Source organism: Thermogemmatispora argillosa, from assembly GCF_059696725.1.
In genome coordinates this window covers 283,968-298,810 of sequence record NZ_AP019377.1, presented here as the reverse complement: position 1 = coordinate 298,810, position 14,843 = coordinate 283,968, and the positions used below count along the sequence as shown (strand labels likewise).

The 14,843-nt window shown below is 60.9% G+C and carries 11 protein-coding genes; 1 reads left to right on the top strand and 10 read right to left on the bottom strand.

Annotation, left to right across the window (positions count from 1 at the left end; translation table 11 throughout):
- Positions 1-436: 436 nt before the first annotated feature.
- The 9 genes from AC6H1L_RS01175 to AC6H1L_RS01135 form a co-directional block, all read right to left on the bottom strand.
- The gene (locus tag AC6H1L_RS01175; protein WP_497599725.1) at positions 437-2,632 is read right to left on the bottom strand and encodes an alpha-amylase family glycosyl hydrolase; all 2,196 of its coding nucleotides are present in this window, start codon (positions 2,630-2,632) and stop codon (positions 437-439) included.
- A gap of 185 nt (positions 2,633-2,817) precedes the next feature.
- The gene (locus AC6H1L_RS01170; protein WP_497599724.1) at positions 2,818-3,768 is read right to left on the bottom strand and encodes a sugar ABC transporter permease; all 951 of its coding nucleotides are present in this window, start codon (positions 3,766-3,768) and stop codon (positions 2,818-2,820) included.
- Entirely contained in the window at positions 3,765-4,712 is a 948-nt protein-coding gene (locus AC6H1L_RS01165; protein WP_497599723.1) for a carbohydrate ABC transporter permease, read from the bottom strand. Before AC6H1L_RS01165 ends, AC6H1L_RS01170 begins: the two co-directional genes overlap by 4 nt.
- Positions 4,713-4,859: 147 nt before the next feature.
- Entirely contained in the window at positions 4,860-6,149 is a 1,290-nt protein-coding gene (locus AC6H1L_RS01160; RefSeq protein ID WP_497599722.1) for a sugar ABC transporter substrate-binding protein, read from the bottom strand.
- Positions 6,150-6,311: 162 nt separating this feature from the next.
- Positions 6,312-8,249 carry an alpha-amylase family glycosyl hydrolase gene (locus AC6H1L_RS01155; protein ID WP_497599721.1) on the bottom strand — a complete coding sequence of 646 codons (1,938 nt, stop codon included), beginning with the start codon at positions 8,247-8,249 and terminating at the stop codon, positions 6,312-6,314.
- Between the two features lie 32 nt (positions 8,250-8,281).
- On the bottom strand, positions 8,282-8,743 hold the full coding sequence (locus tag AC6H1L_RS01150; protein ID WP_497599720.1) for a MarR family winged helix-turn-helix transcriptional regulator: 462 nt from the start codon (positions 8,741-8,743) through the stop codon (positions 8,282-8,284).
- 406 nt (positions 8,744-9,149) lie between these two features.
- The gene (locus tag AC6H1L_RS01145) at positions 9,150-9,809 is read right to left on the bottom strand and encodes a pentapeptide repeat-containing protein (protein ID WP_497599719.1); all 660 of its coding nucleotides are present in this window, start codon (positions 9,807-9,809) and stop codon (positions 9,150-9,152) included.
- A gap of 42 nt (positions 9,810-9,851) precedes the next feature.
- The gene (locus tag AC6H1L_RS01140; protein ID WP_497599718.1) at positions 9,852-10,385 is read right to left on the bottom strand and encodes a hypothetical protein; all 534 of its coding nucleotides are present in this window, start codon (positions 10,383-10,385) and stop codon (positions 9,852-9,854) included.
- A gap of 17 nt (positions 10,386-10,402) precedes the next feature.
- Positions 10,403-11,719, bottom strand: coding sequence for a pentapeptide repeat-containing protein (locus tag AC6H1L_RS01135; RefSeq protein ID WP_497599717.1), 1,317 nt, complete (start codon positions 11,717-11,719; stop codon positions 10,403-10,405).
- Positions 11,720-12,885: 1,166 nt separating this feature from the next.
- Here AC6H1L_RS01135 and AC6H1L_RS01130 point away from each other — a divergent pair.
- On the top strand, positions 12,886-13,740 hold the full coding sequence (locus tag AC6H1L_RS01130) for an alpha/beta fold hydrolase (protein WP_497599716.1): 855 nt from the start codon (positions 12,886-12,888) through the stop codon (positions 13,738-13,740).
- 121 nt (positions 13,741-13,861) lie between these two features.
- On the opposite strand, the gene AC6H1L_RS01125 is transcribed toward AC6H1L_RS01130, so the two are convergent.
- Positions 13,862-14,575, bottom strand: a complete 714-nt coding sequence (locus AC6H1L_RS01125) for a PQQ-binding-like beta-propeller repeat protein (protein ID WP_497599715.1) — start codon at positions 14,573-14,575, stop codon at positions 13,862-13,864.
- Positions 14,576-14,843 lie beyond the last annotated feature (268 nt).

The following is a 14,843-nucleotide window of genomic DNA, read 5'->3' as shown; positions in this document are numbered from 1 at the left end:
GGGCAGCGGAGGACTGTCCTGGCGGGCCGGAAGGGCGGAGCGCTCCGCGCGCCTGGGCGGCAGGCAAAGCGGCCTTGCACAAGCAAGACCAGGCATTGGGGATCACAAAGGCGGCCTGGTGCCGCGCTTGCCGGTCCAAGGATAACGTAGATGGATTTCCTTCCACTTCTAACCCTTGTGCTTAAGGTAGCACTGTGAGCCGTCTTTGTCAAGGAAGGTACGTCCCTCACTCAAGGAGTATCCTGCACTTGGAGAACCAGCGCAGGCCGCCTGAAGCAAGCTCCTGGCAGACCTGACCGGCAGAGAAGAGGGGCCTTTCTAGCAAGGCTCTGGAAAGGCCCCTTGCTCCTGGTGGGCAAAAGACGGGGCGACCGATGAGGAGGTGAGCACCCCTGGGCGCCTGCTGGTTGCGACCTCGCGGTAGGTGGTCCTGAACTCAATACTGCCAGTTCACCGTAACAGCGCCGGTGCCGCTACAGGGAGCGGTATAGCTATGATTATTGCCATTCTCCCACTGAACGCTGCCATTAGCGCGGATGATAATAAACTTGAACTGGATGTTCCAGCAGGCAGGAACGCTGACCATCACAAACCAGTTTGGATAGTTCGGATCATTCAGCGGGCCGATGGCGGTAGTAGGGGATGTCCCCCAGTTGCCCAGCTCATCAAACTGCCCGGTGAGATAGACATTATCGCCGTAGTTCGTCGAAGGTGCGTTATTGACTGTGAAGGTCACGGCCACTTGCGCTGTGCTAGAGACACGCGTCTGATAGACATTGCTACAGCCAGTAGAAGTACACACCTGAACGCCGTAGAGGCCGCCGGCGACGTTCGGCGTAATGACCGTGATCGAATGCGGCCCCCAGCTTTTAACGGTGGCCGTTGTTGTACCAAACTTAACGCTGCCGACAGTACTGCCGAAACCCTGACCATCGATCATCACCTGATCGCCGGGTCGACTCAGATTAGGCCCGACGCTCCCGATCTCCGGCGTACTGCTCTCAGGGGCTGTATATTGCCAGACAGACACCTGATTGGCACCCAAGGTAAAGGAGCTGACGGCGCCATTGCTCACCGTAATCGTGGTGCCGCCATGCAGCAATGTCCCCAGATAGTCGCTATATGAGCCATTGGGTAGCGCCGTGTAGAGACCGCTGATGCTATAGCTGGCGGAACCCTTATTGATAGCCACCAGCACTACATTATTGAAAAATTGGCGTTCATAGATGAAAACATCGCTATTGATCCAGCGCTGCTGATAGGTACCGTAGGCCAGAGCTGGATTGCTCTGACGCAGCGTAGCAAGGGCCTTAATCTCGCTATAGGCGGTTGTCGTCGTACTGAAGCTACTCATCATCGGGCGATTATACGGGTCGCCGCCGCCGTTGGTATCGTTATGCAGATACTGCTCAGTACCGTAGTAAATCACGGGAATCCCAGGCAGGGTCAAAACGGCGGCCAGAGCCTCATGCAGGCGATCGTAGCTGCTGTTCAGGGTCAGGAAGCGCGGCATATCATGGTTGTCGACAAAGATGGCCTGGTCATTCAACCAAAGGAAGCCGCTCTCCTCCTGACTAAGAACGCTATCCACCTCACTGGCAGCATTGCCAGAGGCATAGACATCGCGCAGAGCCGTCGTGAGAGGAAAATTCAGCAGACTGATACCACTGCGATTAGCGAACTTCAACGCATACTGATAGGTTGGATCGCTAATACTGCTCAGATACCACTCACCGACCATATAGTGCGGTCCCTGGGCCTCCACACTATCGCTGAGCGTGCGCAGCCAGCCCCCATCGGGCGCGGGCATATGCTTCACGGCATCGACGCGCACGCCATCGACACCGTGGGCCAGGAACTGAGCCATAGCGCCTTTCAGATAACTATCGACACTACTATTCTCCTGAGCAAGGTCGGCGAGATCGGCCAGATTATCGTACTCATCCTGGTAGAGGTTATTGTAGTCCGCAATACCGCCGTTGTGATGAAACCAGCCATTCGGATCATTGTTGTAGGCCGCCTCGAAGGTCCCATTCTGATAGAGGCTACCGTACTCACCAGTATCGTTCGGATTGGAATGGTTAGGAGCAAAATCGACAATGACCTTGATGCCATAATTGTGAGCCGTCGTCACCAGCGTATCGAAATCGCTCCAGGTACCCAGGTGAGGATCAAGGCGATAGAAATCGCGGGCCCAATAGCCATGATAGCCGGCCTCGGGTGCCGACGAACCCGTCTCATAGACTGGCAAATGGACGTTCTCCACCGGTGGAGAGATCCAGATAGCCGTGATCCCCATACCGGCCAAATAGGGGATCTTCTGCGTCAGACCGGCCAGGTCGCCGCCCCAATAGAGCTTCCAATTCGTCTTCGTACTATCGTACAGGCCGGTATCGCCCGACGGATCATTATTAGAGGGATTACCATCGAAGAAGCGGTCCAGCACCACCTGATAGATAACGGCGGGCTTGAAGTCAGCGGTATTGGCTGCCACATTCGGCGTGCTCTGCGCATGGACGATAGTAGGTATGAGGCGCGGAAAGAGTCCACCGCTCACAGCCAGTGAAAAGATCAGAGCCAGGACCAGAAGCAAATAGCTACAACGAGCATGCTGGCGGCTAACAGATTTCATATGCAGACCTCCAGAGCCAATCCCGCGCAAAGGCACGGCGTCACGCACAAAAGCGCTCCTGTAGCGGGTAGCACAGAGGATGGGCCTGGAGCCGGGCTGGCGCAGGCTGCCAGACCGCTCCCCTGGCGGTGCCCACCGTAGCAAGGAAAGGAGAGAAGCAGGCTTACTCTGCAGTCCCTTGCAGGCTAATTCGCCAGGCCGCCCTGGGCCAAGCCAGACCGGAAGTAGCGCTGAGCGAAGAAAAAGATCAGCATGAGCGGAAGCGAAACAATCACCGAAGCGGCGGCAAAGATGCCCCACGGCGTACGAAAATCGCTCTGTAGACTGTAGAGGCCCAGAATAAAAGTCAGATTGCTGCCATTGTCGTTGGCGTTGAGCACCAGATTGGCGAGCGCAAACTCATTCCAGCCGGTCATAAAAGTAAAGAGAGCTGCGACCGCCAGCGCGGGGGTAGCCAGCGGTAAGACGATGTGCCAGAAGGCCTGGAACGGTGTGGCACCATCCAGCAAAGCCGCCTGCTCCAGCTCAACCGGTAGCGCATCAAGATATGTCTTCGTATTCCAGCAGCAGAAGACGATCGCTCCTGCTGAGTAGATCAGCACCAGACCGAGCAGATTATTGAGTAAATGCAGCGCGTTCAAAAGCAGATAATAGGCCGTCAGCGCCAGCAAGCCTGGAAAGGCCTGCAACGTCAGCAACGCGCGGAGCGTCAACTGGCGGCCGGCGAAACGGAAACGTGCCAGGGCATAGGCGCCAGTCGTTGAGCAGGCCAGACCACACAGGGCGGTCAGGCCACAGACCAGCAGCGTATTGCCGATCCAATTGAGCAGCGGCTCCTGAGTAAAGGCTGTCACATAGTTAGCGAAGGTGAAGTGTGCCGGGAAGAGGTGCAGATCCGTGGTATAGAGATTCTGCGCCCCGGCGAACGAAGCCTGAACTACATAGTACAGCGGGAAGAGGGCGAAAACAGCCATTGCCACCAGAAAGGCATAGATGCCGACCAGCCCCAGGCGCGCCCCAAGGCGAGCGAGCGCGCGGCGCTGGCGCTGACGCGGCGCGCGACGCTGCTCTCCACTGAGCGCACTGGAGGCCAACTGTTCCTTTGGCGCCTCTGCCATAGAGAGCTTTTGACTCATGCGCGTGCCTCCCTGATTCCGCTCATCTGTGGCGACCGTGTGCCGAGACCCGAACCGATATAGGTCAGAATCGCCAGGAGCACGAACAACGTAATGGAGAAAGCCGCGATAAAGCCGTAGTGCGGGTTAGCCACGGTGGCCCCGAGGATGCGATTGTACATATAGATCATGACAAATTCAGTGGCCCCAGGCTTGAGAGCGCTGACGATCGGTCCCCCCTGTGTAATCAGAAAGACCGTATTGAACATTTGGAAGGTCGTGATGGCGCTAAGGATCGTCGCGGGCACCAGGGCAGGGGTCACCAGCGGGAGGGTCACATGGCGAAAGTATTGCCAGGGGCCGGCGCCATCGATGCGCGCCGCTTCGCGCAGCTCGCTCGGAATGCTCTGCAGCGCTCCCAGGATAACCACTGTGAAGAAAGGATAGCTTAGCCAGACATTGACGATCACTACCGAGATGAAAGCCAGCGTCGGATTCAGCAGCCAGGGAATGCCGAATTGCCGACCGAAGAACAGGCGCCCGATCTGGTTGAGAGGACCGAAATCATACTGAAAGAGGAACTTCCAGATCAGGGCCGTAATCCCCGAGGGGGCTGCCCAGGGTAAGAGCAGGACCACCCGCCAAAAAGGCAGGCCCTTGACGCGCGGATTATTCAGCGCCAGGGCGGTCAACATGCCCACGATCAAGAAGCAGGCCACACAGACAACCACATAGAGCAGCGTCTGCCAGAGCACCGGGAAGAAGTCGCTATCGAAAGAGAGAAGCAACTGCCGGTAGTTCTCCAGGCCGATAAAGCGGTAGTTGTCCGAGTTAAACTCACTATAATTGGTGGTCGACAGATAGAGGGTATAGAGTATCGGCCACAGATTGATCACGGCCATCATGGCCAGCATTGGGAGTAGAAAGGCCACGATGGTGCGCCGCTTGACTCGCAGCATAGGCATCCTCGCCTCCAGTCCGGTGCGTGCCCCGTCTCCTCCTCCCTTTCCACCGCTGGAAAGGGGGAAGAGACGGGGAAGGAAAGCAGCAGCCATTTCAACGGATGCACAACGGCATCGCGGGCGGGCTGGCAGCGCCCCAGGCGCGCAGAACTACGAGCTGATCTGCGCGATCCCTTTCGTCGCAGCCGCCTGAGCATCGCTGAGGGCTTTCGCTGGCGTCTGCGTGCCGTTCCAAACCGCTGTCAGAGCATTCTGCACAGGCGTCCAGAGAGCGGACATATAGGGAGTATTCGGCAAAGCTACACCGAGCTTGACCTGAGCGGCGTAGCCAGCCACGGCAGGCAGGGCCTGGATAGCCGGGTCATCGGCGGCGGCGCTATTGGCCGGAATTTCGCCGTCCGCGCGCGACATAGCGATCTGATTCGCCTTGTTGGTATAGAACTTCATCAGATCAGCTACCAGGGCCGGGTTTTTAGCCGTCTTCGCCATCCAGAGCGACTTGACCCCGACGAAGGGCTTAGCAGGCGTGCCAGTAGCGCTCACAATCGGCAGCGTAGCAAAGCCGACGTTGATCTTGCCTCCACTGGCATAGTCGGCATATGACCAGGGGCCATTAATGATGATGGCGGCCTTGCCCTCAGCGAAGAGCGAAGACACCACATCGTAGGTCGGCTGCTTCGGGAGATAGGGGCGGAAAGAGGCAATATACTCCATTGCCTGCAGGGCCTGGGGGGTATCGAGGTGGGCTTTACCGTCGGGCGTCACATACTGAGCCCCAAAGCCATAGAACCAGGGCGCATTAAAATAGGCGTCCTCGGTCGGCCAGACAACGCCATACTGACCCGGATGAGTCTGCTGATAGCGCTTAGCGAAGGCCAGCAGATCATCGGTGGTCTTGGGGAGCTGGTCAGCTGAAACGAGATTCTTATTATACATCAGCGTGATAGCCTCGACTGCCTCTGGAACGCCATAGACGTGGCCGTTAAAGACCAGGGCCGAAGCCGCCGCCGGGCTATAGGTCCGGTTCAGATAATCCTGACTGATGTACTGATCGAGGGGCACGACGACGTGGCCGAGCGCCAGCGACCCCAAGTTATCGTCCGTGAAAGCGATGATGTCGGGGCCGTTGCCAGCCTTGACCGCCGTTGCCGCCTTGCTGGCAATGTTGTCCTGGTGGACCAGCACAATCTTGACCTTGGGATGCAGGCGCATATATTCATTGAAAATGGCCTGCTTGGCTTGCAGATAGGCGCCTTGCCAGCCGTGCCAGATAACGATCGTCCCGCTATAATCGATACTACTACCGCTGTTGCTGCTGCTAGAGGAGGTGCCACCACAGGCGGAGAGCAGCAACAAAAGCATGGCAATGAGCGTTGACAGGGCCAGCAGTGGCCGGCTGCCAGATGCGTGCACGGTGAAGAGCTTCTTCTGCATCATCATCTCTCATCCTCTCTGATAAGAGGGAAGATTGCCGGGAAGAGGCGAATTGCTGTGTCCTCTTCCCATCCATTGGCCAGAATCAGGGCAGAGGTTTGAGCGCTTAGCGCGAGAGACTCTTGCGGTCGAAGTCTGTCAAAAGGCAACCACAAAGGACGACGGCTCTCATCCTCCTTCCTGCCACGCGAAGATTGCCCCGCTCAGCGGCTGACAGGTTATAGCAACCTGATGTTGGGATCTACGTACGACCGATACAGAGCCGGTAGCGAGGAGCCTGGTGGCCGCTGACGGCAGCACTGCCTCTGGTAGCACCACGGTTTGAGGCTGCTCATTCAAATTGAAGAGGACCAGGGCATCACCCGGCTGCAGATGCTGATCGGCGGCATGGGTACGCAGATAAGCATAGGTTGCCTGATGGGCATCCAGGTGGACGACCCGGCGCGCGCCGTGGGTCAGCACTGGCAAAGCGCGACGCAGACGGATCAGGGAGCGGTAGAAGGCGAGCAGCTCCTGATTCCAGTGCTCCGGGCGCCAGGGCATATCAGCGCGAGCCTCGGCATCGCCGCCAAAGGCTTTTGATGAGACATCAGCACGTTGGGACATGCCGATCTCTGTTCCGTAGTAGATGATGGGCACTGGGGCAAGCGTAAATTGACAGAGGGCCGCCAGCTTAAGCAATTCCGCTCGATTACCGGAAATAAAGAGGAAGCGATTCATATCATGGTTATCGAGAAAGCTCGCGCGCGCGGGGCCTGTCGCCATATACTCCTCATAGGCGCTGAGGAAACTCTCAAAGCGACGCAGGTCCCAGGTACGCACCCCGAAGGTCGAGCGTAAAGCTGCCGCCAGAGGAAAATCGAGCACGGCATCGAGCCTGCCACGATAGCGACGCAAGGCATCGGGCGTATCGGTGACCTCGCCCAGCAAGAAGACATCGGGGCGCAGGGCACGTGTGGCGAGGCGAAACTCGCACCAGAAGTCCATACTGTGGCCGATGGCATGATCAAGACGGAAGCCATCGAAGCCGAACTCGCCGAGCCAATGCAGTGCGCTCGCAAGAATATGGCGCCGGGCCCCCTCGCTCTCTGAGCGCAGCGAAGGGAGACCGGGAACAGCGTCGAGGAAGGTACCGTAGCGATCTGGCCAGCGCTCGAAATAGAACCAGTCGTGAGAGGGGGCCTGGCGATCCAACTGCGCGGCCACGAAGGCGGGATGATGCCAGGAGACGTGCGCCGGCACGAAGTCAAGCAGGACGCGCATGCCACAGGCGTGGGCCTCCTCGATAAGGGCTTTCAGGTCGGCGCTGCTACCCAGACGAGGATCAACGCTAAAGTAGTCGAGGGCGTCGTAACGATGGTAGCTCTCGGCCAGGTGCAGGGGAGAGAGCCACAGGCAGGTCACACCCAGCTCGGCGAGATAGGGCAGGGCGGCACGCACGCCGTTGAGCGTCCCGCCGTGCAGGGCCTGTGGTTCGCTCTCGGGCGGGAAACTTCCATCGCTGGCATCGCTGCGGAAGCGGTCGAGAAAGATCTGATAGATAACGGCTTCGCTTGTCCAGGCGGGTGGGCGCCGTTGGGCTTCTTCCTCGACCAGGTAGGCAAAGGTCGTAAAGGCGCGCTCGCCCGCGAAATGGAAGGCGAAGCCCTGGCCGTCCTGGGCCCAGATCTCCGGCTCGTCGGAGGCTGGTGAGCCAGGGTGCGCCAGCCAGCCGGCGATGCGATAGCGCACGCGTGTGCCGGCTGGCTGGCCGGGGATGCGAGCCAGCCAGTGGGTGAGGTAGCCGGCGTGCGGGTCCCAGGTCACGCGGACGCGCTCCATCGGGAGGGCCGTCGAGGAGCGATCGGGGCGGCTGCCGTCGACGGTATAGAAGAGCACGGCGCGTTCAATGGGCACTTCCTCGCCGCTGGTGGCCCACACTTCGACTGGCTCGCCGGGGAGAGGAGCCGCGGGCAGAGTGGTGTTATCGTGGCGAAACTGGGTTCGTTGAGCTGTCCAGCGGATGAGGATCTCCCTCAAGGGCAGGTCGCCGGGAACGGCTGCCATCTGCTCGGCGTCCGGCTGCGAGGGAGCTTCATCCGTGGCCGACTCAAAGATCTCTGGCATAGTGACTTTCCTACCTACCTAATTAGCTGCAACTAGGGCGCGGTGTTGTTCGCCTCATGTGAAGTCGCTTCGATCTCGGCGCTCACGACAGCGCGTAAGCGCTTGAGCATGGCGATGAGCTGCCGCTCTTCCTCGCGGCTCAAGACGCTGAAGCGGCGGCGAATGGCCTCTTCGATAGCCGCCTGGGCCTCGCGGCGCCGGGCGATGCCTGCGGCTGTCAGGGTGACGCGCTGCGAGCGGCGATCAGTCGGATCGGGGCTACGGGCGATCAGGCCCTCGCTTTCCAGATAATCTACCAGGCGTGTCACCGTGCTCCGCTCACAAAGCAGACGCTCGCTGAGATCGGTAAGCCGCCAGCCCTCGTCAGGATCGAGCAGGAGCAGGGCGTTGTACTGCAGCGTATTCAGTCTGAACTGACGGAGGACCAGGCGGTCAGCGTGGTCAAGCAGCAAACTCAGCTCTTGGAAGAGACGGTAGTCCTGGTAGTCATCCATGCGCTTCTCTGGCCCCTTTCCCTCTGTAGCGCGGCTCGCAGGTTCGGCATATCGCCAGGCGAGGCCGCAATTTGTTGCGACCGAAATTGTTGCAATAGATATTGTTTCATAGGAAAGTATATCGGGGAAGTGTCCTGTTGTCAAGCTTTTGGACAAGAGCGGCTTGCCCGGCGGCATCCCGGAAGCAGCGATTGCGAGCCGCAGGCTGCTGGCGAAAGAGGCCCCAGTTGCTGGGAGCACAGCTGTGCCCCACTGAAAGGGGGGCCATCAGTGCTCTCGGCATCCAGTGCGTGGGGCCGGGCCCGAAGGAAGAGCCTATGACGACGGGTGGGACAAAAGAAAGGGCAGGAGCCCTGGCTCCTGCTGAAGGGACTGTCTGGTCAGCCTGGTCGTGGTCGGGCGGAGCTCAGGAGGAGGCCGCGGCGAGCAGCCAGCGGCGGGCCTGCTCGCCGTGGAGGAGTTGGGGCTGACCGTCCTCGCCAATGTCGATCCACTCGACGCGGACGGTCTCCAAACCCTGGGCGCCCTGCAAGCGAGCACGCCACAGGCGGGCGCCGGTGAGATCGGCTTCCTTGAGGCGAGCGCCGGTGAGATTGGCGGCCTCGAGCCGGGCCTGGCGCAAGTTGGCCTGGTCGAGAGTGGCTCCCGAGAGATTGGCCTCGCGTAGATCAGAGGCCCAGAAGTCTGTACTGATCCCTTCCAGGCGGCGCAGACTGGCCTGGCGCAGGCAGGCGCGCGAGCAATCGGCACCGCTTAGCCGGGCTTCATCCAGGCTGGCCTGGACGAAGCAGGCCCCCGCGGCGTGCGCTCTCAGCAAATCGGCCTCCTCGAGCCGGGACCCGGTGAGATCGGCCCCCTCCAGCCAGGCCTCTTCAAGGAGCGAGCGCGAGAGATTGCAGGCCTGGAGCTGGGCGTCAGTCAGCCCGCTGCCGCTGAGGTCAAGCTCGTGCAGGTCGGCCTGGCGGAGGACGAGGCGGCGGCCGGCGCGGCCCTGGCTTTGCAGCCAGCGCTCGTGCGCGAGGATCTGAGCCTGCAGGTCAGGAGAAGGAAGGGAATAGAAGATCATGGGAACACCTCCTTAGAGCAACTGAGTGGTTGGTGGGGTATGTCAGGCGGGCTGCTGCTGCTCGGACGCCTCCTTTGAGGAGTGGGCTTGCTGCTTGAAGAGGGCCTGGTAGGCGGAGGAGTAGTAGGCTGCTTCGAGGGAGGTTTCAAGGTGGGCGAGGAGAGGCTGGAACGCGTCGGGGTGACCGAAGCCCCGGCCTTCCTGCGCGAGGGCCCGGAGGTCCTCAGGGGTGTAGAAGGAGTGGGAGGAGTGGCTGCAGTCGTCGAGGAGGCAGGGCCAGCGGGCAGCGAACTGGCAGCAGAACTGGAGACAGAGCTGCTCGCTCTCGGGCGTGCTTGGGAACACGAGCAGGAGGCGGGTCCGGATGGGCTGGCCGAGGGCCTGCTGGAGAGCGGGCGGCTCCAGTTCAGCGAGGGGAGGGAGAGCATGGAGGTGGATGCGGACGAAGGCCGTCTCGCGGGTCAGCAGGTAGGTGAAGAGGGAGTTGAGTGGTTGGGCGCCGGCCTGCAGCAGGAAGGCCTCCAGCTCAGGATCTGGGATAGAGGCGCTGGACAAGAGTGCGACAACGCTGGACATAGGTGGTGCACCTCCGTTTAGGATAGGTGGTGGACATGCAGGTAGTGGAAGAGATCCTCTGGTGATTGGACCACAGCGAAGTAATCAGCGACGTAATCGAGGGAGAGGTAGTGGACGAGCCTGGCGGGGAAATGTGGGGCGTAGAGGATCACCCGTTGGGAAGAGGAAGCTTGATGGTGGTAGATCGCAAGCTCCTCCGTGGGGATAGTGCGATCGAGGGAGACCATGATCAGGGCCTTGGGCAGGACGAGATCGAGGATCGCAGGACCGTAATGAGGGTGAGTAACGGGTTGGCAGAAGGCGACCAGGGAGCCCAGGAGGGCCTGGGCGAGCAGGCCCTTGAGGCGCACGAGGGTCTGGAGCCGGGGAGCGCTGGGATTGGTGTAGGAGGAGGCGGCGCGGATCTGGGCATGGAGCTGGTAGAGCTGCTGGGGGGAGAGGCCCAGCCAGTCGGTGCCATACTGGAGAGCGGCCTTGAGGCGGTTGAGGAGGAGGAAGAGGGGGGCAAGGCCGGTGTGCCAGTCAGCCTGCAGGAGGGAGGAGATTTCCTCCTGGGAGAAGCCGGCCTGCTGCAGCAGTGCGCCAGCGGTGACCGAGGGGCGGAGGATGGTGGCCGAGAGCAGCCAGCGGCGGGCCTGCTCGCCGTAGAGGAGCTGGGGGGGACCATCGTCCTCGCTGATGTCGATCCAGTCAGCCTGGACGGTGTCGAGGTCGCGAGCGCCGAGGAGGGAGGCGCTGCCCAGGCGGGCGCCGGTGAGATCGGCGCAGGTCAGGAGGGCCCCGGTGAGCAGGGCCTGCTGCAGGTTGGCGCCGCGCAGGTTGGCGCCGCTCAAGGTGGCCCACCGCAGGTTGGCGCCGCGCAGGTTGGCTGCTTCCAGGCAGGCCGAACTCAGGATCGCCCTCTGCAGGTCGGCGTAAGAGAGGTCTGCGGCCTGCAAATCGGCGTTTCTGAGGTTCACGCGGACGCCCCGGAGGTGGCGCAGGCGGGCCTGGCGCAGGCGAGCGCGGAAGCAGTCGGCCTTGGCCAGGTTGGCCTCATCCAGGATGGCCTGGTCGAAGCAGACTCCCTCGGCGTGCGCGTAACTCAGCAGGGCCCCCTGCAGCTGCGAGCCGGTCAGATCGGTCGCGGCGAGCCAGCTCTCGCACAGGTTGGCTTCTGAGAGGTTGCAGTCTCTCAGAGAGGCGAAGGAGAGCATGTAGTTGCTGAGGTCAAGCTCGTGGAGATCAGCCTGGGGGAGGCTCAGGCGGTGACCGGCGCTGCCGCGGCTGTCGAGCCAGCGCCGGTGGGCCTGCAGCTGCTCCTCCAGCTCGGCTGGCAAAGGGTGAGTCGTCATCAGGCGTGCTCCTTGTGTTGTATCCGGTAGCGCGTAGGTCCTTCTCTGTAAGGGAAACGATGGCTCACAGGCCAAGATATAGCTAAAATACTGTGGCCAGCAGTCAGCTCTGGCCTGCTGGCATCAACCCGCCGTAGGAGCCTGAGCAGCCAGCCCTGGCGCTTCCGTACGCAGCCTCGCTCTATTGCTGATCGGGGGCTGGAGATGAACGCGACAGAAGCGGACACTGTCCGCCAGCTCGTGAAGTGTCCCCCCGGCACACTGGCGTTGTGCCTGGATAGACTGAGCGGGGCAGCTTCGGGGAAGTCCTCGGTCAAGCGCTCTGAGGAAGAGCCTGCCGTGGGGGTTCAACCTGGCAGCCAGTGCCTGAAGAGCAGGAATCAGACTGTTGCCACCTCTGGCGACAGGCGGGAGAGACTCACTCTCTCTAGCCCGAAGGGAAGCTGTTGCTCTAACAGTAACAGAGCTGCCGGTAGAACTTCTTACAGAGTAGCATCTAAAGTGACCTCTGTCAAGCCAACTTCATACGCTAATCTCTAAAAATTTATCTGCCATCTTTCTTATGTGGCCCCGCTCGTGTTGGCCCCGAGTGCTCCCTCATGAGCGAGCAGGTGACAGATCTCCTCAGCGGACCACCAGGCAGAGCGACCGTCATGGTCTCGGGCTGGGCTCCTTTCGAGCGAGGCTGGCCCCAGTCAGGAGGCTGGCGGCTCACGAGCGCGGCTTTGAGGTGGGGCAGCTCAAAGCGCTCGGGTAAGCGCTTCCCAGGAGGAAGCACGAGCGCCTGAGCACGGGGGAGCAGCCACGTAGGCCCATCAGCTCAGGCGTTTCTCAGTTCTTCCGGAATCATCGATACGTCGATGAGAGCGCCTTTTCGGCAACACCCCCGAGGGACGGGCCAGCGTCATTGCCCAGGAACCAGTTGAACGGATGGGCAAGCCCGAGGAAATCGCCGCCGCGGTCATCTGACACTCTTGGGAGGCCGCCGCCGGCATAACTGGGCACGCCCTGCTTGTCGATGGGAGCCAGACCAGACCATCGAACGCGCGCCGGCTCAGAAGAGCGCCTCCCAACGGACCCGGGCCTGCAAAGCTGCTCTCCTGCTGCCTGCCTGGTGAGATACAATGAGCGAGAATAATAAAAAAAGAAGAAGATAGGAGCCAACAATGGGTAGCGCATGGACGGAAGGCGACATCGAAGCCAACGCCATCCACCTCCACTATTCGCGCACCGGCGACCAGCAACGGCCTAGTATCCTCCTGCTGCATGGCATCACTGACAGCGGCCGCTGCTGGTCGCGCGTAGCCACCGACCTGGCGACCAGCTACGATGTCATCATGCCCGATGCCCGTGGACATGGGCAATCAAGCCTCTCGCCCGACGTCGTCTCGATCGCCCTGCTGGCCACGGATGCCGTCGCAGTCATCCGGGCCCTGTCCCTGGAGAGGCCCATACTCATCGGGCACTCGATGGGAGCGGTCACGGCCGCGATGGTCGCCGCCAGCTATCCAGACCTCGTGCGGGCCATCGTTCTCGAAGATCCGCCCCTGCTCGACTCGCCTGACATCCCGGCTCCTCCCTCGACCTGGCAGTGGCTCTTTGATCTCAGGACCCTGTCGCCCGAGGAGCGCCTGATCAAAGCCCGCGCACTGCAACCGACCTGGGCCGAAGAAGAGATCGGCCCCTGGGCTGCCTCCAAAGCTGAGGTACAGATCGCCGTCCTGGATGCGGCCCATGCGGCGATAGGTGCCTTTCCCTGGCGCGACGTCTTCCCCCGTATCCAGTGCCCCATGTTGCTGATCACCGGCGATCCCTCCCTGGGAGCCATCGTCACCGCTCCAGTGGCCCGGCAAGCTGTGGCCCTCACCCGACAGGGACAACTCGTCGAGATTGCGGGGGCCGGCCACAATATCCACCGCGATCGCTATGACCAGATGATGAGGGCCGTCAAGGCATTTTTGAGCAGGGTCGAGTATCCTGGCCCTCCGCCCGAGGCGGCGATGCCTGTACCATCACCGTAGGTGTGCCTCCAGCTTTGCTCGCCAGTTGTCAGGACATGGCCATCGTGCTGCCTGGCTTCACTGCTAGCTTGTAGAGGGCTTGAGCGAATGCGGCTGCATCGACTGCCCGGTAGGGAAATGCTCAAGGCTCGGGAGAGGAGGCCGGCAACAAGACAATTGAGGAGGGACGCATCGAGAGATAGGCAGTTGACTGTACCTCAGCCGCAACAGCCGTTTGCCAGAGCAGCTGCCCATCTCGCAGGCGAAAGGCGGACACCTCGCCGTTATTATCGCTGATATAGACCCGCCCAGCTGCTCCGATAGGCAATGAAAACCAGGTCCCACTGAGGTGAGAAGACCAGAGAAGAGCCCCGTCGGCGGGCTGATAAGCGGAGAGAATGCTGTCTGGGCCGCTCTTCGCGCCAACACAAAGCACCCTGCCAATCAGCGCTGCTACTGTCGGCCATTGGGCCGCAGAAGTCCCACCGACGGCTTGTTGCCAGAGGAGCCTCCCATTCCTTGCCTGCAGAGCGTAGAGGACCCCTTCGGTCGTACTGACGTAGACGCCGTCACGGGCGAGGGTAGGGGCGTGAGCAAGCGGGCCTGCGACCTGATAGCTCCACAAGGCCCAGCTATCGTGTGCCCGCACGGCCTGGACAGACGAGTCTGGATGACGATTCACATTGAGATAGAGTGTCCCTCTGGCGAAGGCAAGGGCAGCACTCCCTGAGACTGCATACTGACGGCGCACCTTGCCCGTCCTCGTATCGAGTCCGTAGATGCTTCCCTGGCTCACATAGAGCGTCGAACCGGCGAGCACTAATTGTGGAGGAAAGGTCGTCCAGAGCGATTGCATGCTCTCTCCTCTCTCCTTCATTCAGGTCAGAACAGCGGTCTCATGAGTGTCTGAGCGGACTCCTGGTCTCTGTTCACCTTTGTTATCTCGTGCAACGTCCTGCAGCTCCCCTTGTTTCCTCTCACCTATCAATGATACCAGGGTGAGCCATCAGTCACGGGTGTTGCTGAGGAGATTCCACGCCCTTCCCTGACAAGAGGGGGAAAGGAAGAGCGCGAACCACAAGCTGGCGTGCCCGAGACAGAAACCGGAGTTCTTAGGGGCGAGG